General features: G+C 44.6%; 14 protein-coding genes. 3 read left to right on the forward strand and 11 right to left on the reverse strand.

What is annotated here, in order from left to right:
* Positions 1–283: 283 nt before the first annotated feature.
* The 3 genes from NFR57_RS05230 to NFR57_RS05240 form a co-directional block, all read right to left on the reverse strand.
* The gene (locus NFR57_RS05230; protein WP_251182783.1) at positions 284–931 is read right to left on the reverse strand and encodes a hypothetical protein; all 648 of its coding nucleotides are present in this window, start codon (positions 929–931) and stop codon (positions 284–286) included.
* A gap of 722 nt (positions 932–1,653) precedes the next feature.
* The gene (locus NFR57_RS05235; RefSeq protein ID WP_338022270.1) at positions 1,654–3,513 is read right to left on the reverse strand and encodes an AAA domain-containing protein; all 1,860 of its coding nucleotides are present in this window, start codon (positions 3,511–3,513) and stop codon (positions 1,654–1,656) included.
* Complete coding sequence (locus tag NFR57_RS05240; RefSeq protein WP_251182784.1) at positions 3,470–5,383, reverse strand: DUF4011 domain-containing protein; 1,914 nt, start codon at positions 5,381–5,383, stop codon at positions 3,470–3,472. The genes NFR57_RS05235 and NFR57_RS05240 overlap by 44 nt, the downstream gene beginning before the upstream one ends.
* A gap of 365 nt (positions 5,384–5,748) precedes the next feature.
* On the opposite strand from NFR57_RS05240, the gene NFR57_RS05245 reads away from it, so the two are divergent.
* On the forward strand, positions 5,749–7,206 hold the full coding sequence (locus NFR57_RS05245; protein WP_251182785.1) for an MATE family efflux transporter: 1,458 nt from the start codon (positions 5,749–5,751) through the stop codon (positions 7,204–7,206).
* 85 nt (positions 7,207–7,291) lie between these two features.
* On the opposite strand, the gene NFR57_RS05250 is transcribed toward NFR57_RS05245, so the two are convergent.
* The 6 genes from NFR57_RS05250 to NFR57_RS05275 form a co-directional block, all read right to left on the reverse strand.
* Positions 7,292–9,970, reverse strand: a complete 2,679-nt coding sequence (locus tag NFR57_RS05250; protein ID WP_251182786.1) for a leucine-rich repeat protein — start codon at positions 9,968–9,970, stop codon at positions 7,292–7,294.
* Positions 9,971–10,022: 52 nt separating this feature from the next.
* Positions 10,023–12,026 carry a leucine-rich repeat domain-containing protein gene (locus tag NFR57_RS05255; protein WP_251182787.1) on the reverse strand — a complete coding sequence of 668 codons (2,004 nt, stop codon included), beginning with the start codon at positions 12,024–12,026 and terminating at the stop codon, positions 10,023–10,025.
* Positions 12,027–12,239: 213 nt separating this feature from the next.
* Positions 12,240–12,776: an SOS response-associated peptidase family protein gene (locus tag NFR57_RS05260; protein ID WP_251182788.1), complete on the reverse strand. Its 537-nt coding sequence runs from the start codon at positions 12,774–12,776 to the stop codon at positions 12,240–12,242.
* 36 nt (positions 12,777–12,812) lie between these two features.
* Positions 12,813–14,690 carry a DUF885 family protein gene (locus NFR57_RS05265; protein ID WP_251182789.1) on the reverse strand — a complete coding sequence of 626 codons (1,878 nt, stop codon included), beginning with the start codon at positions 14,688–14,690 and terminating at the stop codon, positions 12,813–12,815.
* Positions 14,691–14,794: 104 nt separating this feature from the next.
* Positions 14,795–17,548, reverse strand: coding sequence for an AAA family ATPase (locus NFR57_RS05270; protein ID WP_251182790.1), 2,754 nt, complete (start codon positions 17,546–17,548; stop codon positions 14,795–14,797).
* 76 nt (positions 17,549–17,624) lie between these two features.
* Entirely contained in the window at positions 17,625–18,836 is a 1,212-nt protein-coding gene (locus tag NFR57_RS05275; RefSeq protein WP_251182791.1) for a metallophosphoesterase family protein, read from the reverse strand.
* Positions 18,837–19,012: 176 nt separating this feature from the next.
* Here NFR57_RS05275 and NFR57_RS05280 point away from each other — a divergent pair, with 176 nt between their 5' ends.
* Positions 19,013–20,440: a DnaD domain-containing protein gene (locus tag NFR57_RS05280; RefSeq protein WP_251182792.1), complete on the forward strand. Its 1,428-nt coding sequence runs from the start codon at positions 19,013–19,015 to the stop codon at positions 20,438–20,440.
* The gene (locus NFR57_RS05285; protein WP_251182793.1) at positions 20,440–21,324 is read left to right on the forward strand and encodes an ATP-binding protein; all 885 of its coding nucleotides are present in this window, start codon (positions 20,440–20,442) and stop codon (positions 21,322–21,324) included. The genes NFR57_RS05280 and NFR57_RS05285 overlap by 1 nt, the downstream gene beginning before the upstream one ends.
* An 88-nt stretch (positions 21,325–21,412) precedes the next feature.
* On the opposite strand, the gene NFR57_RS05290 is transcribed toward NFR57_RS05285, so the two are convergent.
* Positions 21,413–22,768: a KAP family P-loop NTPase fold protein gene (locus NFR57_RS05290; protein ID WP_251182794.1), complete on the reverse strand. Its 1,356-nt coding sequence runs from the start codon at positions 22,766–22,768 to the stop codon at positions 21,413–21,415.
* Between the two features lie 1,280 nt (positions 22,769–24,048).
* Positions 24,049–25,497 carry a phospholipase D-like domain-containing protein gene (locus NFR57_RS05295; protein ID WP_251182795.1) on the reverse strand — a complete coding sequence of 483 codons (1,449 nt, stop codon included), beginning with the start codon at positions 25,495–25,497 and terminating at the stop codon, positions 24,049–24,051.
* Positions 25,498–25,592 lie beyond the last annotated feature (95 nt).

The raw sequence follows: 25,592 nt of genomic DNA on the forward strand, positions 1-25,592 counted from the left end.
AAGACACCCGTAACGGGTGTTTTTCGTTATACGACACGCGAGATTCGACAAGCCGTAGCAATGTAAAAAACGATACAAACGATAAAAATAAGCTAAAACGCAAAAATCACCGAACGAAATTTCGGCGCGCGTTCGCTAACAGCTCGGCGTTGCGGTTTTGTCGGTCGTTTCTTTTCATTTCGGCAGGCGATTGTTTATTCAAGCACCCGCAAAGTGCCTAAGTGTGTTTTTTATCTAATATGCTTGAAAAAGCAGTTTAAGTATGTGAAAAGCTTTAAGATGTTTATTTTTTGCATGGCTTCTCCGGCGGAATATCGCAATCTTTGTACATTGCCATAAGTTCATTATATTGCTGTTCGTATTGCTTGACTTTTTTCATATCGGTCAACTCTCTCGGCTTGCGATACCCTATTATACAGTAGGTATCGTACACCTCTCGGTAAGGTTCAAGCCCTTCGACGCCGGGCAAATGCGCCGCAAGCCACGCGTATTGCTCGAAAGTAAAAAAGCCGTCGGGTAAAGTAAGGACGCGCAAGTTTGTGAGCTTTGAGAATGTTTTAAGATAATAAGCGTCGCTTTGGTCTTTTACTATATCGAGCGCGAGGTCTTTCAACTTGGGCATTTCAAACAAAAAAGACAAGTCGTCAATATGAAGTTTACTTGTAAACGAAGATAAATAATTGCAACCTGTAAGCGTTAATTCTTCTATATTGGAATGCATAAGACATGAAAAATCCGAAACATGGTTGCAATCGCTTAGGCGAAAACATTCCAGCCTACGGTTTTTGCTCATGTCCCACAGCTTGGTTATTTTTAGGTTATAGTAAATAGAAATAGAAGCAGTGTTATTGAGCAGAACAAGCGGCGAAAGGTCGAAATTTTTGTACGGATCGATACGCGGCCAAATATTGTAAATATTTGTATCGCTCAAAACCTCAGCCAATTGTCTAAGCTCTTCGTTGTTTTCTGCGACGATCCTTACGTATTTCAATTGTTTGTTCGCCGCGTATTTATGAAATTGTTCGGTAGTAAACGTGTATTCTTTACACTTGTCGCAACCTCTCCGCGAAGTGCGAAAGTCTTTTTGTTCCGTCAAGCCCACAACATAGGTGTCTTTGCCCGAATCATTAGAATCCGGATTCCTCACGTATATATACATAAATCACCTTCCTGCAAGCTGTATTGTAGCATAAACGATACGATTTTGCAAGTATCACGTATATTGTAGGCAAAAAAGTGACGGCCGCGTTTAAAAACAGTACGCAAACTATATTTCAATTTGTATAAGATGGACTCGGATTTGTTATATGCCATTTGGTTCTCGCTGCGAAATTCGTTTTACGTTACAATTGCTCCGCCAACGAAAAGACGCCCGCAATGGGTGTTTTTTCGTTGTGCGACACGCGAGATTCGACGAGCCGAAGCAATATAAAAAACAGCCACAAACGATAAAAAGAACTTGATACGCTGAATTAACCGAATGACATTTCGGCGAGTGTTCGCTAACCGCTTGGCGCTTGCGCCAAAGGTCGCGCGCGATTCCGCGCACAATCCCTCCGCCTCCGCCAATTTTAGGCGATCATTATATACTCGCCTTTTGCTTTTGCATGACAACTCAATATGCTTGAAAAATAATTCTATTATTCTAAAAAATTACTTTAAAGAAATCATTTCGCCGTTAATTTCAATATCCTTATAAATCAATTCCAACGCGCTATCCATGCGCTCTAATATGGCGTCGCCTATGCGGCTGAATCCGAGATTTTGTGTAAGAAGTCTGTAAAGCCCTTGTTTTTCGGCAGAAACATTTTGTTTTAAAATTTCTTTCAGACCCAAAGCAAGCTCTCGCAACTCTATATATTTTATATCCCGCGGTTCAACCCCGGCAGAGGGAACGCGCAACATTGGGATTTGCCTGCCTTGCATATATAAAAATCCGTCTTTACGCACAATCCCGTATCTTGCACAGTTCCACATATACCTATTAAATTCTTTGCGCACTACATTAGTAACTTTTTCTCGTCCGGCAAAAAGAAATACAATTCTCTTTAACAGCCACTCTTCCGATACGGGAGATTCAACTTCAACTATTGCGCGTGTAACGGCAAGAATATTCCGTCCGTTTTTTCGTGCAACAGCCATTGCGTCTACCATTTTATACTTTGGAAATTCAAACTGTTTTTCTATTACAACTTCGGAAAAATTATCATTGCTTATATCGGGATGATTAACATTTGCAGGACAATTTTCCAATGCCTTTTTCGCCGCACCCAGAAGTCTATTCTTTTCGACATGCTTATTTCGGAACCAATCTGTTGACCAAATACGATAAAATTTCCAACCCATGCGTTCCAAAATTTCCTGACGCAATCTATCCCTATCGCGAGCGGTTTTAGAAGAATGATAGGTTGCGCCGTCACATTCGATTGCAAGAACATAATCCGAAGAGTCGGGACGTTTCAACGCCAAATCAATCTTAAAAGACGAACAGCCCACTTGCGGATCAACGGCAAAACCGTTTTCACGTAAAAATTCACAAACCTCCGATTCAAATTCGGAATCATATTGTTCAAACGGATTGGTTGCGTCAACGGTTATGCTTCGCTCTAACGCGGCAACGCCGTTTTCGGCATAATCTAAATATTCGCGCAACAATCTCGCTCCGACAGATTTTGTCCGCGACAAATCAATATCGCAGTAGTGCATTGAGGAAACTAACTGTACGTTAATCTTTGCACGGGTAACGGCAACGTTTAAACGCCTTTCGCCGCCCTCACGATTGATCGGACCGAAATTTAGCAACAATCTGCCTTGCGAATCTTTTGCATAAGCTATACTGAAAATTATAGTATCCCTTTCGTCGCCCTGTACGGTTTCAAGATTTTTTACAAAGAACGGTTCGACCCTGTCTGATTTAAAAAATTCTTCAAACGCCGAATTCTGTTGTCTGCGTCTGTAAATTAACTTCTCTATTAAATTCTGTTGTGAAATGCTAAAAGCGACAACGCCTAAACTTCTTTCCGGGTATTTTATAATATTTTCAAACACCAAATCCACGACGCGTTCGGCTTCCGCCTGATTTGTTTTACTCTTGCGGTCAAAGATGCCGTCTACATAAAAGTAATCAACGCCTATCCCTGCCTCATCCATTTTAGAGGAGGGAAAAGTAACCAAATCGTTGTCATAGAAATTTTTATTAGAAAAAGATATAAGTTGCTCATATCTGCTTCGGTAATGCCATTTCAATCTTTTTTGAGGAAAAGAAGTCGAGCACAAATCCAAAATCGACTCGAAATCCGTTATATCTTCATTTTCATCATCATCACTATCGGGTGCGACATTAAAGAAATTACCGGGCGGCATTTGCTTGGAATCGCCGACAACAATCAACTGTTTTCCCCTATAAATAGCGCCTATCGCATCTTGAGGAAATATCTGCGATGCTTCGTCAAATATTATTACGTCGAACTTAATTTCCGAATTGAGAAATGTGCTGACGCTCAAAGGAGACATTAAAAAGCAAGGTTTTAAGGTCTGTGCCAAATCTTCCAACTCCGATAAAAGTTGTCGGATTCCTTTCTTTTTGCGCTTCTTTTCTCCTTCTCGCAACAAAACAGCTATTGCGCTGCCTTGAGCCACCATCCAGAATACTTTTGTATTGCAAAATATCTTTGGCTATAATCTGCAACCGTTTGACGGTTTGCGTAACATCACCCGTCACGGCTAAATTAAACAGGGACGGCGTTAAAAATTCGCTTCTTCCCGCTAATTCAAAAAACCTATTTATCGACATCGCCTCGCTAATGGTATTTGCCGAAACGCCGTAAGCCGCCTTGACATCCTTGCTTATTTCCGATAATGAACAGTTTAATGATATTACCGATTGTAAATCTTCTTTGAGTTTCATTACCGATTGATAAGAACTATCGGTATTGATATATCCGTACCACAGGTTTTTACGGTAATCGAACCCTACGGAAGCAATATAACCCGTATAACGATTTAAAAGATTTTCGGCTGTGTCTATGTAGCTTTCGCCCTTATCTTTTATATCTTGAATTACAAAACTTATATCCTCTGCCGATCTGCAAGCCGATACTTCCTCATATAATTGATAAAGCGTTTTATTTATGTTGGGACGGATTTTGTGTAGTTCGACAGCGTAAGCGTCTAACTGCCGCTGTGCGTCTTGCATTATCTTTAATTCTTTTTCAGCCTTATCCGAAACGCCGCTTTTTTGCAGCCGTAATGTCCTACACAGTTCTTCGATTACCTGCTTTTTATTTGCTTTGTGACTATGAAGTTCCAAACAAAATTCTTCAAGCCCGACCTTTTTCAACTTATTATAAACCACATTCAATGCGGCAAGTTTTTCCGACACGAATAATACTTTTTTGCCGTCCATTAAACACTCTGCAATGATATTGGTTATGGTCTGACTTTTACCTGTTCCCGGCGGTCCTTGCAATACGAAACTTTTGCCTTTTTTTGCGGCTTCTATTGCCTCCGCTTGACTTGAATCCGCATCGACGACATTGTGAAGCGCCGATAAATCGATTGCTTTAACTTCTTCCGAGTTTGTTTCGTCCCAAGAAGAAATTTCTCCCAACAAAGCGCGAATACTACTGTTATTCGCAATTTTCGCCGTATTTTCTTTCAAGTCTTTGTACATGTTAATTTTCAAAAACGAAAAAATCCCGATTTTACATTCCGTTGTAATTGTCCATTTAAGTCTGGTCAACAGAGAAGAAACATCGGCTAAATATTTTTCTATACCTTCATCTTCGTCGTATTCAGGCAATTCAATGCCGTATTCGTTATGAAGTTTGTATGTAAAAGTCGGATTGACAATTATATCGTCGTCTAATACTCTGACATAATACGGTTCTACTGCCGACTGATTTTCAATAGCAATAGGAGCAAGCAAAATCGGTGCACGCAATTCAATCCGAGAATCGTCGCTTTCAGTCCAATGAATAAAACCAAATGCAATATAAGCAATGTTTACGCCTGTTTCTTCAATAGCCGTCTTTGCTCTTCTGCCGATATTTTTTAATGCCTGCATCGGTTTATTCGCTACGTTATACAAAAGAATTTGATTTCGCTTTAACCTGCCCGCATAAGATGTAATATAAGACTGCTTTGACTGCAATTCCTGTTGTTCGTCATAGTCGTCCGCATCGACGTCATCTTCGTCGCTATCGATCCTCGGATCATAAACTTCAAAAACAGCAGAGTGCTCTGCTTTCTCAAATAGAATATTAAAATCGGGCGCGACAATTTCTATCGTTCCTTGTTTTGAGTCTTTAAAATTGATTAAGTTGTTTCTCTTGCCTGTATCGAGCAATAAATCTGCCCATTTGCTTAATCTTTCAGTATCCATCGGTATTCCTTAATAGTTTTATTTATTCGGTAGCGCACTATAACTACACTGTTGTTGACTCGTCGTCATGATGCTAAAATTTTTAAACTTTAAAAAACATTTGAATTTTGCTTGTCTGTTTTTCAGGTCCGGTCAAATCCGATTAAACCGAACGTTGTAATATTTTTCCTTATTCTTCTTAATTGCGCTTAAAAATTATTATAGCAAAAAGTCAATTTAAAGTCAACAATCCTATATATTTGCTTATATGTTATTTACTTCGTTAAACGTACTATTTTACAATACTGATAATTATTGCGATATTGATTATCGCGCCGCAATTCGGCTTGCTTTTATCTCGCAACGGTGATATTATAGTCAAGCCGATGTTTAACCGTTCCGAAAAACACGCGAATACTACCGAACTTCTCGAACACGGAAAAATCTTGCCGTTGGTGTTTCGGCTTACCGTGCCTGCCGTTATCGCGCAGCTGATAACCTTTTTGTACAACATAGTTGACAGAATGTACGTTGCGAAAATCGACGGAGCGGGCATGGACGCGCTCGCCGCGCTCGGCGTGGTGTTGCCCGTTACGCTGATTATTCAAGCGTTTTCCAATCTTATCGGACTGGGCGGGTCGCCGCGCGCCGGCATGAAGCTGGGCGAGGGCGACGGCGCGGAAGCCAATCGCATATTCAACGCGTCGTTCGTTATGCTGACCGCCGTCGGCATTGTTATAAGCCTACTGACTTTTTTTCTTGCACGGCAAATAGTAACGCTATTCGGCTGTCCGCAAAGCGCGACGGATTTTGCCGAATCGTATCTTAAAATCTATTCGGCGGGCACTGTGTTCGTGTTGCTCGCGCAAGGGCTTAATCCGTTTATCACCACGCAAGGCTATTCGTTTACCGCAATGTTTTCCGTACTGATCGGTGCGGTAGCGAATATCGCGCTCGACCCGCTGTTTATATTCATGTTCGACATGGGCGTGAACGGCGCGAGCCTTGCGACAGTTTTGTCGCAATTCCTGTCGTTCGTGTGGATAACGGTGTTTTTCTGCACGAAAAAAAGCCTGTTCCGCTTCCGTATAAAAGACATGAAGCCCAACGCCGCGCGCATGGCGTCCGTGCTCGCGCTGGGACTGTCGCCGTTTGTCATGACCGCGACCGAAAGCGCGATACAGATAGTTTTTAACATCAACCTCAAAACGTCTACCGGCGGCGACGGAAACTATACCGCCGCGCTGACAATCATGTTGAGCGCGTTGCAACTTATTTCCCTGCCGCTCAACGGACTGGGTTACGGTATGCAACCTTTCGTTAGCTATAATTACGGCAAAGGCAACGCCGCGCGCCTGAAAAAAGGCGTGCGCGACGTGACGATAATCGCGTTTATTTACGCCGTGATTATTTGGTCGCTGTCGCTCGCCGTTCCGCAAGTTTACGCTTATGTTTTTTCGGCAAGCCCCGCCGTGCGCGCGATTGTAGTACAATACACGCCGTTCTTCCTTATGGGGTCGATTATGTTCTTTGTGCAAATGACCCTGCAAAACGTAAACGTCGCGCTCGGTCAAGCCAAATCCGCGCTTTTCCTCGCGGTACTGCGCAAGGTGATAATCCTTATTCCGCTGTGCTTCGCGCTTACGCACTTCCTCGGCTTTAAGGGCGTGTATCTGTCCGAAGGCATAGCGGACTTTGTCGCGGGCGCAATCACCGCTATCGTGATTTTCATAACGTTCCCGCGCGTTTTCAAAAAGCGCGAACAAGCCGTAAAGCAAGCCGAGGCGGCCGCCGCCTCCGCGCCACCCACCGAAACCGCCGAAAAATCAAATAACGATCAATAGCTTTACACTTAATTAAAGTATGACAAAGCAAAAAACTCCCGCCGGATAGAACGGGAGCTTTTTTATAGCAAAACAATTATTCAATTCAAACGTAAGAAATAGGCGGTTCGACGGGATATATCGGATCTTTCGGCGGCGTTATTGGCTTATCAGGATTGGTTGGAATATCCGGTTGATTAGGGTATACATTCGGATATGTTATTCCATCAATACCGTCCTTACTCCCCAAAAGATGTAAATTTTTTGCTATTTCAACGTTATACGTAAGTTCTACAACAACTTGTTCCTCGCCGTTTCCCTCAATAGGCAAAGCTCCCTTACCGCCTTTTCCGCCTTTCCCCGCACTCCATATCAGCGCTCCTGAAACTGGCGGTTTGCCGTCGCCGCCGTTTCCGGCTCTACCGGCACAAATCACCACATTAACATTATAATAATCAAATGGATCCATATGGATCGAAAGTTTATTACATAATACTTGAATCGCGCTTGCGCCGTTCTCTCCGTTTGTTCCGCCAAAATCATCGGTATGCCCGTCTTCCCCATCTCTACCATAAATACTTAAAGCCCCATGAGGTAAGATTTTCAACTCAGAACACCTAATCGCAACTCCACGATTGATAACTGTGCCATTATTATCTTCATTAACTGCGAACACCGTCATAGGCTCATAGGGCGAGCGGCGATATAAAGATTCCGTTCCGTAAATTTCAACATTTCCGTATGTTAATAACTCAATCGAACCATCAGAACAAATTGTAGAATCGGCATTAAGACCGCGCATCTTAATTTTATCAAGCAAAATGGATGTAAATATACCGTTATTAATCTGAATAGAACACGGATAAATATAATCGGCACTAGAATTCCCGTATACATTTAATTGAACAACTTTAGATTCAATTATTATATCACACTTTACTTTGATTGTAGGCGGCATATAAATATATAACTTCTCAAACGTTTCCAACACTATCCTTTCTGCTTCCGTTTCTAAATACACTGTCGCTCTGCTTTCAACACGCAAATTTCCTATACTCCCTTTGTCAATCTTTTGCCTTTTCATTACAATAGTATATTTCCCAAATTGAACGTTCTCAAATATTATTTCATCTTCTACCGTATATTTGTTAGGATTGTGGTTTTCAATACCATAATCGGATAAGAGTGTGCCGTTATATCCCGGAAATTGAGTACACGTTTCTATATAGTAATCAATATCATAATAAATAATATCCCAGTCGGCGTACAAAATATAGTCGCTTTCTATATTCCAAATTTGCGCGCTTGACATATCGGGGTTATAGTATTTTTCGCCCTCGCCATCGGGTTGCGTGTAATATCCCGTAAACTCATATCCGCGACGTTGCGGCGCGTCGGCTTGCGGCATGTCATAATCGACATAAGCCGCGACCTCGTCCGTACCTATATTTTCCGTACCGCCGTCTTTATCCAACGTTATTATCGCTTTTTTATATTCTATTTTTGCACCATTTATACAATCATCCCATTTCTCTAACCATCCCGACTGCTCTTTATAAAAATCGAAATAAATCGTTTGACTTTCATCCCACTCACCAAATACAGTATTTCCAAGATTATCGACAGAATTAGGTATATAAACAGCCTTCAGCGAATTACACCAGGAAAATACCTCATTTCCAATATTTACTATATTTGATGAAAGTTGATTTATTTTGATATTAGGGTTTATATTTCTTATTTCTTCTAAATTTATGCAATTAAAAAATGTATTATCAGGTATGGCATTTAATGAGTCCGGTAATGTTATGCGTTTAGCAAACGAGCCTGCAAAAACATTGATAGATTTACGGCTCTCTGTGTTAAGATCCATAGTTTCGTCATGGTCGTTTAAAGTTATATCCACATAAATATCTATATAATCGGTTTCGGTATATGAAAACGCATCACTACATATATTTATAGAATGACTTGAACTTTCTTCATTATGCTTTATTGTTATTGAATTCAATCGACAGCCCGAGAAAGCATTTTTACTAATTTCCAAAATCGGTAGCCCGTTATAAGTACTCGGGATTACTAAATCTATATCTTTAATAGTTTGATTGCTTTTTATTTTATACCCGTAAACATTGTCATCCTTAATCAATTTATCACACACAAGTGTGCCCTCATCTAAATATACAATCTCTGCCGTATCTGCCATATTGGCGCACCAATTTGGGTTTAACGCATTCATTTCCGCTTCCGGCATTCGTGAGTATATGCGGTTGGGATTATTACGAAATAAATTTGATCCAAATGTTTTCATTTGCGATGGTATAATAATATCTTTAACCTTTGTACAGTTGGCAAAGGCGTTGTCTTTTATTTCTTTAACTCCGCCGTAATTTATAATCTCTTCCAAATTTCTACAATTATAAAAAGCATTATTTCCGATTTTTTTAATTCCCAGAATATCAATTTTTACCAAATTTACGCAGTTTGCAAAACCATTATCGTAAATTTCGGTTATCGGTTTATTATTATACTTAAGGGGGATCTTAATTTCTTTAACATCTTTTTTACGCACGCGGACACTATAACCTTTATTGTCGCTTGTAGCATGAAACGCAAACAGTTCTTCAAGTTCCGCATCGCTATTTTGAGTTACAATACCGTCAACAGAATCGGCAAAAATTGTTGCTTTGTTATTCTCACATAACAGATACAACCCCGCGCACAGCACAACCACCACTATAAAAAGTAAGATTATAATACTTTTGTTTTTTGCTTTGACTTTCATAATAGTTCTCCTTTTGTTTTTATTAAAATACCTTACGGTATAATAACCTAAATTACGGGCGGCGTAGAATGATAACATCATTTGGAAACACCAATCGTTGCAATTTATCGCAACCCTCAAATGCTTCTATATATAACGTTTTTACATTTTTCATACCGTAAACGCGTTCTAAATTTTTACAATTGCGAAAAGCGTGCAACATTATGTCCACAACCGTGTCCGGAATATAAACTTTTTTTAATTTTTCATGATCTTGGCATACTCTAACGTGAATTCCTATAATCGGTACACCGTTGATTGTTGCGGGGATAACCGCCTCCGAAATGTTTTTTTCAACATACGATAAACTATATCCGGTAATCGCTTTTCCGTCTACTATTATTTTATTGTAGAAGAAGTGCATCCCGCCGCCGACGTCGCTCGGCATGCCCATTTCTCCGACGCAAACTGTTTTTGCCGATGCGGGGCGCGCATTATCCCACTGCGCGTTAATTTTATCCGCTTCCGCCCGCGATTTTCTTATATATATCGTATTTGGATTGTTTTTAAAAATATTTGCGCCCGCTTTTTCCAAGGAGTGCGGCAATACGATTTCGTTTAACCTTATGCAATCGGAAAACGCCTCTGCTCCTATTGCAGTCACTTCGTTAAGACCCGCAACGCGTATTAAGTTTCCGCAACCCGAAAATGCGTTTTGTCCTATCTTGATCACAGTTTCGGGAACATACGCTGTAACGACCTTGCTGTTCATGAATCCGCGATCCGCGATTTCCGTAACAGGCAATCCGTTATAATGCGACGGGATTAACGCTTCCGTCATGTCATAATCCCGTGCGCTTACCGAATATCCCGCACCGTCGTTTGTCAATGTAAAGTTAAACAACTCGTCGTCGTCCTTTAATGCGTATTCGTCGTTCGGTTTTCCTTCCGCACCGATATATGTTATATGCGGAATAGATACGGTATCGGTGGGGATATTATAGTTTATATCGGTATTTGTAAGTTTTACACGAGTTAAAATACGTCTGCTATAAAAGTCGCTTGATATTAATTGCGAATTCCCAAGAAAAATATACTCAACGGTTTCGGGAAGTATATATTTTTTTAAAGATTTACAACCGTTAAAAGCAAATGAAAGAAACCGCAACTTATTCATTCCGATTATCTTTTCCAAATTTATGCAGTCTTCAAAAGCGTTGGCATCCAAAGCGATGACGCCCAGCATTCCTTTAACCGTCCTTAAATTCTTACAGTGGGTAAAAGCTCGAGGATAAATTTCCTTAACCGTATCGGGTATAAATACATAATTCAGTTCTGTGCAAGTTGAAAATCCGCGTTCAGCCACGGATATAACAGGCAAACCGTTAACATAATCCGGAATTATCGCCTCTGTCAGCGTCCTATCGTTTGCCGCAACTTTGTAACCGTCTTCGTATTCCTCAATCGTAAATTTCAATTTACCTATAACAACGGTTTCTTGCGCAAACTCCGCCGTTACCGTAAAAGACTTATCCGCTATGTCGCTACGTTGTTTCGCAATCGATCCGTCCGACCATTTAATAAATACAAAACCGTCTTCCGCTACCGCACGCACTTCCTTCGTATACACGCCGCGCATAACTGTTTGCGTACTTTCTCCGTCAATGCGCCCGCCATCCGACGCAAGATATATAAGCGTAACGACCTCGTCGCTATTTATATCTCGGTCGCTATCGGTTTTTATAATCGAGTCCGAGTTTGACACTTTGCCGTCGTTCGAGCCGCTCGGCGACGTTTCGGGCGCGCTCGGGAACACAATGTCGGGCAAGGTCGGCGTTTTATTCGGTTTGCTATTATCTGAATCTAAATATGTATTATCTATTTTATCGTTTGATACGATTGAATCGACTGTCGGCGCATCGCCACAGTCGTCAAATTTCATATTTACGTCTGAAATTGCCGCATCGTCAAAAGCGTGCTCCGAATTGTCATTAGTCACAATCCCGCAAGCAGATAGAAACACCGCGCACATTATAACTGCGATAAGCAAGGGGACGACTTTTATTTTATTTTTCATATTGCCCTCCTTTTTCGCAATTCTATCACAATTCAATTGCAAATGTCAATACGATCGCATTTTCTCGTATAATTATAATATATTTTTCAAGTATATTATATCTCAATCATTTACTGTCCGCACAAGCAAAATTTAACAAAGAAGTAACCCTTTGTTTATTTCTGTATATATATTTATATTATATTAGCTTATATACTATTCTGATAAGAATAATCACGCCAATCGAAGCAAAACAGATGCAGGCTCGCACAAAATAGACCGCGCATAGTCGTAATCGCGCAGGTAGATTTTTGCCTGTTCTTCCTCGGCGATTATCGGGATTCGATCGTGATATTCGCTTACGGGCGAAGTTGCTTGCTTGGTCAAGACAATAAAGCGATTTTCGCCGTTTTCTACTCGATAAAATCCGCACAGAAACAGCGGCGCGCCGTCGGCACGCACAAAGTATCTGCGGCGTTTTTCGCTGTCCCACTCGTAAAAACCGTTGGCGGGCACGGCGCAACGCCGAGCATAAAAGCTCGGCGCAAACATGGGCTTTTGCGTGACCGTTTCGGCGCGCGCGTTTATAAGCACGCCTTTTTTGTCGTACCGAGTAAAGCCCCATTTGCATGCGGTCGGACGGGCGGCGGTCAAAATAACCGCCTTGTCCGACGGGAAAACGTCGCCGCCGTCGCGCATGTCCAAATCCTCGGCAAGCTCGCTTAAATACTTGCTTACCGTCGTTTTATCCACATTGAAAGTTGCGCACATATTTACAGTATTTATTAGTTTTGCCTGCGCTATTCTTTACAGCTTGCTTTTTACGGATTTTATATATTCGTCCGTAATCTGTTTTACGCGCGGCACGGACGCTTTGCCTTCCGCCAACAGCACGCCGTTAAATTCCGTTTCCGAATACGCGTCGCCCAGTTCCGCTTTTGCCTTGTCGTGAACAGTCGCAAAAGTGTACGCCCCATAGCCGTAAGGCACGTACACGGCAGGAATTTCCATTAAGAATTCTATTTGCTCGCGCGCCTCGGCTTCGCCTATTTCCATATCGACCAAATCGTCAACGGTTGCGCCGAAGTAGTTTACGATCAAATCGGCTACGACCATATTGCAATAACCGTACATTGCTTCGTACTTTTTATACTCGCAAAACAGCTGAACGGCAACGTCGTCGCTCGCCTCCGCAATATCGTCCATCAACGCGAACTCGACGTACACTGCCCAGCCCTCCGCAAAGGTTAGCGAGCCTAACACCGTTGACAAAAAGTCGGTTCCCTTTTCCTTGGAATAAACATGCGCATACAGATGTCCGGGATAGCCCTCGTGCGCCATTGTCATAAGCAAATCGTTGGGATTGTCCATCGCGCTGACGGGATTTATGGTAATGCTTTCCGCCGAATTGTTTTGATCGAGCGGCGACAGCCTGTAATATGCCAATGTATTTGTTATACTCGCCACCGTTTCGTCCATATAGTTAATGCTTATCTGCGGCGCCGTTTCGAGATCGGGAACTATCTTTTTAGCCGCAATCTTTAAATAATCGAGCATTTTCTCGGGCGTATTCAAATCCATCAACGCCTTTTCGCCGTTACTGTACGCATTGAAATCGTCGTAAGCCGCTTTATTCGCGACTTCAAGCGTTTTGACGACCGTATTTATATCGTTTAATTTTTGCGCGCAATCGTCAGCCGCAGACGTAAGTTCATTCAATACGGAGTTCACATCGGCATTGATCATGCCCGTTTTATTACCGAACGCCCATTTATAATATTCTTTGCCCAAGTCCCCGTAAGACGCGAGATAGCTTTGCCCGGTAAGGGTGACGTTGCCTTTATATTCGTTTAAGCCACGCGACAACGCAGTTACGCCAACCATAAAATTATCTGTAAGCGCGGCATTGTATTGAGTTTTATAGTCCTGTTTTTGCGACGCAGTCAAGAAGTTTGCGCCGTCTATTTTATCGTCTATATAGTCGTATAAGTAAAAGTTTCCGCCCTGCGCCGAAATGTTGTCCAGATAACTCTGCATGGACATGACGGTATAGTCGTACAAAGGAAAACCCGCCTTTTCGCGATCGCGCGCATAGTCGAGGTACGTTCCGAACGCGTCTTTTGTGGAAACGGTGATTTTAAGCAAATCGGTCACGTCCTGTTCGTTGCGAAAAGCGTAACCCTCCATAACCGTAGCAAAGTCTGCGACATACCCGCCCTGCGAGCTTATGTACGACCCGCCGATTAAATTTAATTGCGTTGCGTTTGCCGATCCGTACATGGACGAAAAACTATCCAAAAGATTTTGCATTGTGCGGTACGTTATTTTATCGGCTTCGGACAAGTCCGCAAATTTATATTTTTTCATTTCTGATTTGTACATTCCGAATACAAAATTCACGGTTGCCGCGTCGCTCTTTGAGAGCGGCGAATAGGAATACCAGCTCGGCTCGCCGTAACGCTCGTAACCGTAGGACTGTTCGGGCGTGACCGACAGCGAATTCCAGCTCATCACATCCGACCCCATCAATGTCAACATAACTTCATTGCCAAACTCCGCAAAAGTATCGGGATCGTAATACTGTTCGGGGCGTTCGTGCAGACACCCTGCAAGTCCGAAACAAAGACTCGTCGCGGACACCACCGCGCACATTGCGACTGCCGTCGATTTTTTACGCATATACATATAAAGATACTCCTCACGTAGTATATTTCGCTACGCGATAATTATATCACTTTGCGCGAATAATTGTCAACTTTGTCGAATACGGTCGTTTCGCGCCGAATAATTTAATACTTTATTATACTGCCCGTCGAGTCGGTTGCGGAAATGACTTCGACGCAGGACGGCATGCGCGAAATAAGCGCTTCCGCGTGCGTAATCACGCCGACAAGACAGTCGCCCGACAGCGATTCGAGCGCGCCGTAAACAACGTCGATAAGTTCCTCGTCGAGCGTGCCGAAGCCCTCGTCCAAAAAGAAAAACGCGTTGTGTCCGCGGCTCTGCGTGCGCGCTATCGCTATCGCCACCGCGAGCGACGCCAAAAACAGCTCGCCGCCCGACAGCGTGTCCGTCTTGCGCGACTTGCCGCCGTTAAGATAGTCGGAAACGATAAACCCGTCCTCGCGGTCATACGTCATTGTGTACTTGCCGCCCGACACGTCGTTTAATATCTCGCTCGCTATGGCGGTAAATTCGGCTATGTATTCCGCCGCAACGTATTCGAGCATGGCTTTATTTTTGGTAAGATTATAAATCCTGTCGTAATTGTCCGCGCTCTTTACATATCCGTTGCGCTCGGCTTCGAGGTTTACAAGTCGCTCGCAATTTTCGGTCAAAACCTTAATTTCCACGTCCTTGACAGCTATGTCTTTTTCGTTTTCGACTATTCGCGCGTTAAGCCGCTCGATCTCCTCTTTCTTCTCGTTGTACCCGTCTTCGTCGAACGGCGGAATGTCTACGGGGCAATCCTTTTTCGCGGCTTCGAGCGATTGCGCAACCGCCTCGACCGTCGCCGTCGCCGAATCCGCCCGCGATTTAAGCGATTTGCGCGTTGCTTCGGCAAGCTCCGCCGCCTTTTCGAGCTCGGCTATGCGCGTCGCGACCGCGGTCTTTTGCGCCTCGGTCTTACCGCAGTTCTCGCCCAACTTCGCCCTGTATTCCTCCGCTTTACGCTCCGCCTCGACAATAGCGCGCTCCGCCGCCTTACGTTCCGCATCGAGCGCGGCGGCAACAGGCTCGCCGTCCGATATATTCTTTGTTATCGTCGCGATTTTCGCCGCGATCGTTTTCGCCTTGCCCAAAATGCCGAAAAGCTGCGCGTACACTTGCGGCTCGACTTTGGTTTGCGCCGCGGCGTTGTTTGCGGCGCTTAACAAATCTTTTGTTTTGTCGCGTTCCGCAGTAGCGTGAGAGTATGCCGATTTTTCCCTGTCGAGGCGCTTGGCGCACTCCGCTTCCCTATCCGTCGCGGCTTTTAACGCCTTGACCGCCGCGTCGCGTTCCGCTCTGCGCTTTTCCACGTCTCCGTCGCCGACCGCCGCGCACTGCGCATACGTTCCGCCGCAAACAGGGCACTTGTCGCCCTCGTGCAATTCCGCGCGAATAGCCGCCGCATGCGAATTTAACTGCGCCGCCGCCAACGCCTTTTGCGCGCGCTCCTCGTTTTCCGACGCGTCGCGCTTCGCCTCGCAAGCGGTCTTGTACTCGTTTTCGTAACGCTCAATAACTTTAAGCGCGTCGTCGCACGTCTTGACCGTCCGTTCGTATTCCGCCGCGTACTTTTTGCACGTTTCGGCGCAAGCGTCGTAATTGCGCTTGTCCGTTTCCAACGAATATATAATGTCCGTCAACTCCGCGCCGCCGATATTGCCGCCGCCGATCACATTTGTCGCCGCCGTAAGCGCGTCCGACTTGTCCGCAATTCTCGCCGCGCACTCGATAAACTCGCCGAGCGTCGCCGAATATTCCCCGTCCGCGCCTGCTTTTTGCGCGTTGAGTTCGCGCCGCTTTTCGTCAAGCTCCGCCGCTTTTGCAACCGTGCCGTCAAGCTCGGCTTTTTTCTTGTTTATGTCGGCAACGGTCGCCGAATATTCGTTATCGAGCGAGTTGAGCGCGCTCAATTCGTTCAGCTGCGCGCGCAACCCTGCGAGCGTTTTTTCCGCCTGCGGATCGATATTCTTTTCAAACTCCGCAAGCTCGGTCTGCGCCGAATATTGATTTTTTTTCGCCTCGTCGGACTGCAAAGTCAGCTTTTTCACGGCGTTTTGCTTTTCGCAAACGGAAATATACAGATCGTGTTCTTTACTCAATCCGTCGAGCGCGACGCGCTTGATTTCGCACTCTTTTTTAAGCGCGGTTGTCTTTGCGCGCAATCCCGCTATCGCTTTTTTTTCGTCGTTGAGTTTTGCGACCGAAATGTCGCCGAGGTCGCGTATTCGCGCGGACACACCCTCCGCCTTTTCGTCCTGCTCGCGTTTTTTTATGCCCGCCAGTTTGTGCACGTCGCCGAACCGCATAAGCGAAAATATCTTACCCACCGCCTCGGTTTGTTTGGCGGGCGTCTTTTTGAGGAATTTGGCGTACTCGCCCTGTTCGAGCAAGTACACGTTTTTAAACTCGTCGGCTTCCAGTCCGATAATGTTTTCCAAGCATGCCGTCGCTTCCTCGCCCTTTGCGTGCGGCGCGCCGTTTTTGTACAGCATGCAATCGCCGTTTGCCGTGCGCCTGTCGGTGGGGTTGCCGTCCGCGTCCTTTTCCGCGCGACATTTAATGGTGCGTTCGACCGAATACATGTCGCCGCCCGCAGTAAAATCAAACACCACGCGCGCGCTCATGCGCGAAAGGTTGACCACGTCGGCAAGATTGCCTTTGCCGCTTCTGCCGTACAGCGCGAACATAATGCTGTCGAAAATGGTGGTTTTTCCCGCGCCCGTCTTGCCGCTAATGCAAAACAGGTTATTGCGCCCGACCGCCTCGAAGTCGAGGGTTTGCGCGTCGGTAAACGAATTTATGCCTTCAATTATCAGTTTTACGGGTTTCATTGCGACCGTGCCTTCTCCGTGTTTGACTATCGTTTAAAAGTTTGCCGTCCGCCGTCGCGACGGCGAAGCTATGCGACTACTGCGCAGACTTTAATTCTTCCATCAGTTCGACGAACGCCGCTTTAAGCTCGACCGACGGCAGTTTGTCGCCGTTGCGCGATTTGTAAAACAAATCGAAAATTTCGCCGTCCGACAAGTGCGCGCGCCGCTCGACGGTTTTATCTGTGCGCACTGCGGCGGTGACTACAAAATCGTTAAACGCGGGGTGGGATTTTATTTTGATCGTTTCTTCCTTGCCGAGCGGATCGCCGCTGTACTTTATTCGCACATAGTCGGACGAATACGCGTCCAGTCGCGCCATACATTCGTCAAAATTGTCCGCATTGGTTTCGGTAAGTTTTTTGCCCGATTTTAACACAACCTGCGTGACGGCGCGCTTTTCGGTGTCGATAATATTGACCGATTTGGTGCGGCTCTCGTCGTAAGCATACTGCACGGGCGAACCGCTGTACTCGGCGAGCGGGGTCTTGCTTATGCGCAAGTGTTTATGTACGTGACCGAGCGCGACGTAGTCCGCGTTCTGCGGCAGAACGGACACCGGCAAAGCCGCCAGCCCGCCCAACGCTTCGCTCGTTTCGGACTTGCTCAAAAACAAGTGCGTGCACAAAATATTATAGCCGTCGTCAAAAAACTCGCACGCCTTTTCGAGCGCGAGCTTTACGCGGTCGGGATAGCTAACCGTGTAGTCCTGTTCATACCAGCGCGACAGTCTGCCCTCGGACGGATACGGAACAAGCGCAATATTAACCTTTTCGTCGCCTTTTTGCACGGTAATTCCGCCGTACCGCCCCGCGTACTTAATGCGCTGTTTTTGCAAATAGTCCGCCGCGTCCGCAAGCGCGTACAACGACGGCGGCGGGGTCGGGTCGGACAGCGTTTCGCCGCCGCCTATCGCGGTATAATCGAGCTCGCCCGCAAGAACAATGCCCTGCATTTCGGCAAGCGGTTTCGCCGCGCACAGCCGACGTTCGTCGTCGTGGTTGCCCGCAAGCGCGATAACCGCCCTGCCGCGCTCGGCAAGCGTCAAAATACTGCGATAAAACACGCGCTCCGCCTCCGCCGGCGGCACCGACGCGTCGAACACGTCGCCCGCAATAAGAATAACGTCTATATCCTCGACGTCGGCAAGCTCCGCAAGTTCTTTTATAACCGCGCACTGCTCGTCGAGCCGCGACGCCTTGTTAAGTTTTTTTCCGAGGTGCAGGTCGGCGGTATGTAAAATCTTCATTTATGCCCTTCTCCCGAACTTTTTTCCCAAAACGGTTGATAATTTCGGCGTTTAGTGGTAATATAGAACAACCACGGTACGCGTATCGGGTCGATTGCGGCGCAACCGCAACGCGCTCGACAGCTTATCCATTATAATACAAATTCCCGATTTTTTCAAGCAAATGAGGCTTTAAGATGTTCAAACTGTCGTCGGAAGCGAGTCTGGACGGCGCTATCACCGTCGAAAATAAATTTATAGTCGAGTATATGCCGTATGCCGACGGCGATTACGTAAAGGTCTATCTTTACGGGCTTTCGCTCGCCGCGCGCAAGGGCGACGCGGACGACAACGTCGAGCGGCTTGCGCGCAGGCTCGACCTCGACGTCGCTACCGTCGAAGCCGCTATCGAGTACTGGTCGGATCGCGGGCTTGTGTCCAAACTGGGCGACGATATTTGCTATCTTTCGCCGCGAACCGCCCGACCCAAAATCAAAAAGTTCGACGTGGATAAATACCGCGAGTTCAACCGTCAAGCCCAACTGTATATCGCCGCGCGGCAAATCACTCCCAACGAATACAACGATTATTACACGTTGATGGAAAAACTTAACATGGAGTGGCAGGCAATGACGCTTGTCGTCAAATACTGCGTAAACCTCAAAGGCGACAACGTTTCCTGCCCGTACATACTCGCGGTTGCGCGTAACCTCGCGCAGGACGGCTACCGCACCGCCGACGCCGTGGGCGAAAAGTTAGACGAATACGGCGTGTATTACAACGATTTGTGCGCGGTGCTCGGCGCAATGGGCGGTAAACGCCCCGACCACGAAGCGGTCAAGCTCTATAAAAAATGGAAAATCGAATACAAGTTTTCGCCCGACGTTATTTTGCACGTCGCGCAAAACTTAAAGCGCGGCGGGGTCGCTCTGCTCGACAGCAAGCTGACGCAATACCGCGATCTCGGCTTTACCACCGCCGACCTTATCGATAAATTCGAGGAAGAACGCAAACAGACATACAAACTGACAAAAGCGGTAAACAAGGCGTTGGGCTTGTATTACGAGAACGTCGATCCCGAAATTACCGCATATATCCGACCGTGGCTTAACCTCGGCTTCGAGGAGAACGCAATTCTCGCCGCCGCAGACTACTGTATGAAAAACGACATTAAGCGATTGTCCGACCTCGACGCGGTCGTGCGCGATTTGTTCGAGCGCGGCTTGACCACCGAAAAACAGACCCGCGCGTACTTCGACAACGAAAGTCGTCACGACGGAGAAATAGAAAAATTAAATAAATTGCTGGGCGTCAAAGGCGCGGTCAAGGATATTCAGCGCGCATATTACTCCAACTGGCTGGATAAGTGGAACATGCCCAAAGACGTTATCGATTATGCCGCGTCGCTCGCAAGCGACAAAGCCAACCCGTTCGCTTACATGAACGCAGTGCTCCTCGCATGGCACAACAACGGCGTCGCTACGCTCGACAAAGCCAAAACAACGGCGGCGGAAGTCGCCGCGACGCGCGCGGGCGATCTGTCCGCGCCGACGGGCATAGTCGTGGAAAACAGATCGGCAGAAGAACTTAATTCGCTGTTTACGCAGATTTCGGAGGACGAATAATGAACGCTTATCAACGCGCGGTAAAAGAAATTACGGACGAGCGCAGAGCGGATCTCGACGCAGGTTTGGCGGTTTGGCGCGAAGCGTTGCACACAAATAAAGAATTGCGCGAAGCGTACAAAATTTATCAGGACGAAGCTGTAAAAAAAGCGCAAAAACAGCAAAATTCGATAGAAATCGCACGAAAAAACTTAAAAAACGCCGTTTTTGCGGCAAAATTGGATCGCAATGTCATCGAACCGCCCTGCCGTTGCAAGCTGTGTAACGATACGGGAATAATTAACAGCAAATATTGCAAATGCGTAATTAAACGCGTAATAAATTCGGAAAGCGAAAATTTAGTATTGCCGCAAACCGATTTTACGGAAGCACAAAAAACAGCGCCCAAGGCAATTTCCAAAGTGTACGGCGCGGCGCGAAAATACATAGACGAATACCAAAGCGGTGCAAAACCGTTTTTTATAATAGCAGGATCGTCCGGCACAGGCAAAACCGTACTCGCCTCGGCGATAGCAACGGAGTTTATGAAAAACGGCGCGTCGGCGGTAACGGTAAGCGCGTTCGATTTTGTAAAACGCGCAAAGGACTACCACACGCAGTTCGCAATAGATAATTACAACGACTTGTTTACCCCCATGCTCGACTGCGACGTGCTCGTAATAGACGACCTCGGCACGGAAACAATGCTGAAAAACATAACGCGCGAATATTTATACACCGTAATCAACGAGCGGTGGTTAAGAAAAAAACATACCGTCGTCACGACCAACCTAAAACCCGAAGCGTTGATAGACAGATACGGCGAAGCGATATTTTCCCGCCTGTGCGACAAGAGCGTCGCTAACAGCTTTATGGTAATCGCCCAAAACGCACGAATTAAATAATTTGTTAAAACGGTAAAATAATTTAACTTTTACCGTTTTTTGTTTGAATATTAAATATCAATAATACTCTTAAATTCGATTAAATTATTTAATTTATTATTTTTAATTGATTTTCAAATAATTTAATATGATCTTTTTCCTCAATTAACATTTCTTCTATTTCTTTTCCCAAATATGCAACCGCTAAATCGTGTTTTTCTGTTTCATATAAATAAAACATATATGTAAAATAAAATTCTCCATCCATTTGTCTATTTATTTTATTGTGTCCTCTGCCATATCGCTTATGTAATTGTTGATATTCTTCTAATAAAAATTTTAAAATACGGTTATTTATTTCCGATAAGTCGGCAATATTCGCACGCAATTTTTTTCTTTCGTATAAATCTAGCTCTTGACTGTTTACTTTTTTAATTTGGTTTAAAATAACAGAATATATTTCAAAATACATAACACTTATTTGAAATTTTTTGTCTGTCAGCATGGAATGAATAAATTTAGCTTTACGCACGATTTGCAGTCGCTCACGCATGGGAATACCTAAAAACAGATTTTCTGTCCATAATTTGTCATAATCGTATGAACTATCTATGTACAACGGACAAAAGCACTTTTTATAGTCGTCGAATTCTTGCCAAAACAATTTTTCATCGATACTGCCTTCGTTCAAATTAACGGTAAAATCAATAAACTTTGCCAAATACGCTTCCTTGTTTACGCTATCGCCGAATATGTTTTGCACCGTATGATTCAACTGTTTTTTGTCGATAGACAGCAACATCACACTGTTTGGTATGCCGTAAAAAACGTGATGCAACCGCTCCAAAACTTTTATAGCATATTCGGGCAAACACCTATCCAACTCGTCCACTATAAATATCAACGGGAATTTTGCTTCACTCTCTGTGGAAATCGTCATTTGCGACTCCGCCAGCTTTGTTAAATGTTCACGCACTGCTTTTATCGCTTTTCCGATTAAATTCTTATTGTTAAATTCATCTGATATTTTTGCGTTATTTTTTATACTTTCCGCCGTTCGCCTTATATCCACTCCCGATACTTTTTTAACCCAATAGTTTAACGTTTTACTAATCGACTTAATTACTTCTTTACCTATATTCTTAATAAAATGCTCGCACTTATATAGCTCGTTCAGTTTTTCGATCATAGTTGTCAGCACGGCAATAAGCGGCTCGTCATAATAATCGTTTTCCCACGCGTTATAGTGAAAAACAAAATAATTACCTTTCGCTTTTGCCAAATCAATTTTTTCGTCATCACCAATTCCCTGCAACCGCCGTTCAAGCCGATCCAGCACCCACGACTTGCCGCACCCCCACGACCCGTCAACAGCAAAGCAACTCGCCCCGCCGTTCTTTGTCATGGCGTTTATTATATTCGATAATATTTCTATATCGCCGTTTCTATTCAATAAATCTTTCATTTGTTTTAACCGCTACTATGTAGCTTTCCTCCCGATTATTTTTTCGTATATATTTCCGCCGCACATTACAAGCGACCGTCAACTTGCACTGTGCCGCAAATCTTTGCCATGCTAACCCGCACAGCTTTTGCCGCCTTTCATTTAAAGCTCGGCGACGCGCAAAGTGAAGGAATTAAACGTCAGCCGCGCTTATGTAATTGTATCGCGTTTGTTTTTTTCGCCTCTCCATGCGACAGTTAAGATTTACTTTTCTGCGGCGGTTCGCCTGGATTCCTTGGCAGGCTCGGAATGATGGGGGTGTGAGTAATTACCGCACTACCCTGCGGCGGTTCGCCTTGATTCCTCGGCAAGCTCGGAATGATGGGTGATATAAGCGTTTCTTTTATTTATAATCTAATCAAGTTTTGTGCGGAGCAAAACTTCCGCAATTATTATCTTTTATCTCTTATTTATTATCTTATTCCCCTCCTAACCCGCTTCTATTTTACAACAATGCCGAATAAAAATCAAGTGCGGATTTTTGCGGCTTATTCACAACATAAAAAATCTTGATTTACTAAACCGCTGGTTTAGTGGCACGGTAGCATATCCGAAAACTTTTTATCAACATTTAATTTTCCGTTAGAAATCGCCTGTTATGTACACCTGTTCGCAACGCATATAATATCATTACGCTAATCCGCTTTGTGGCGGTTAGCCTTGATTCCTCGACAAGCTCGGAATGATGGGAATTTGGTTTTAAACGCCCATTATTCTACAAAGCACACAAAGGCGTGCCATGTCCCTATCCCATCATTTCGACCGAAGCGCGCTTACGCGCGTAGTGGAGAAATCAATGCGGTAGCCGCATGACCGCTAAAAAATTACAATTACACATTTTGCCGCAAAATTTAACCTATTATAAAATTTTTTAAAAATCTTGATTTACTAAACCGTCGGTTTAGCGATGCGGGAGGGTATTCAAAAATTTTCCTTTCGCATGCAAAATTCCGTTAGAAATCGCCTTAATTTATATAATTATACCACGCGGAATAGTTTATGCGGAATACGTTGCGTTTATTTATCAGTTGTTACATTTACATTATGCAGACGAGTTCTCCGACAGTACATATCCTATGGAATTATATTTTTATACTTGTACTTGCCGCAAAATTAGCAACAAAAAACAGTCACCGCTATTATAAAGTACAATGGCAACGACTGCTTATGTTTACTGCAATTATATTATTATTTTTATTTTATAATATAAAAATATAGCGTTTTTACTTTATATTACTTCCTTATATCAAACAGCGGATAATGCCCAGCGTGCTGTAAAGTCCGTATATAAACTTCTTTTTTGCGGGCACGTCGTGGCTTTTGACGGTATCGGACGGCAAGTATTCGTTATTCATTCCGACCTGCAAGCTGTTTACGACAAACGTATCGTTAATATAGTCGTCTAATTGAGCGGTAAAGGCGGGGGAGTCGATAATTACTACCGATTCGGTATCGATGTGCGCGCTACGCTCGTCGAGGTTAAACGACCCGATTATGCTGTATCTGTTATCAAAAGTAAACATTTTGGCGTGCAGTTGGTTGTCCGCCTGATATTCCAACAGCTTAATATTCTTATTCAAATATTGCTCGCGCGTGTGATAGTAGTCGGCATATCCGACGTTGCGCGTATTGTACAGCGAATTAGTTATTATTGTGAACTCGTCGTTTTTTGCCGCAAGCGCGCGTAACTTCGCCTTTTTATCATTCTCCAAAAGCGTGTACGGTGTGACGGCAACCGTCTTTTTGGAACTTTCCATAAGATTATATACCGCTTGGAGTATTATAGGCGGCTTTTTGCCCGACGTTATTTTATTGCTGACAAACGTTGCTTTGTCTATCGCAACGCCTTGCGTGGAATAATCGACTTCGGCGGTAGCCATTTCGCTGTTATCGTAAAACTCCGAATACTGCCGTTCATACTCGGCTTTTGCACGCAAATCGACTTTTTTCGACTTTATTCGCGTTGATAAATCGCTCGCGATTATTTGCTCGAAGTACCGCTCGGCTTGACCTGCGACGCCGTTTTCGCCGCTGTTGGTTATCATTACTTCCATGTCGTAATTAGCCAAATACGCGCCCGTACCCATATTAACGCCGCCGACTATCAGCTTATCGCCGTCTACAATCGTCGCTTTGTCGTGCATCAGCACCATCAATCCCGCGGGATCGAAAATATTGATTTTATTAAAATAGTACAATTCTATATTATTATGATTTGATACTATGTTGCCGATTGTCGCAAGTTCGCCCGTCAATCGACCCATTTTTCCGTCGAGCACTATGCGCACTTTCACGCCGCGGTCGGCGGCTCTTACAAGCGCGGTATAATAATGGTAAGACCACTGTTGCTCGTAAGTGTCGTATACCATGTAGTCAATCGATTTGCGCGCGTCCTCAACAAGCCGCAGTCGTCTATAAAACGATTGCTCGCTCGTCGGCATGAGTAACGCCCGTTCCTTTGCCGCTTCGTCGCGGTTTATATCGGTCTGCGTGGCGGAAAGAGCCGCCCGCGTCAGTCTTGCATTGTCCGCCGCGCTCACATTAAGAGTAACCGAATACGGCAAAATTACGGCAAGCATATACCAAATAATAGCCGCAAAAACATAGCAAACAACGGTCTTAACCACATATCCGACGCGCATACGCGTTTCGTATAAAGCAACAGCTTTTTTTCTGTGCAAGGGTTTCACGCGAATATTGTACCACACTCGAATAATAATTGCTACCGTTTTTCCTTAAATTGTTTTAAAACGTTTCAATGTGACCATAATTGCGGTACGGAGGT

This window comes from Anaerocaecibacter muris (genome assembly GCF_943192945.1).
In the GTDB taxonomy this organism is placed as follows: domain Bacteria; phylum Bacillota; class Clostridia; order Christensenellales; family Pumilibacteraceae; genus Anaerocaecibacter; species Anaerocaecibacter muris.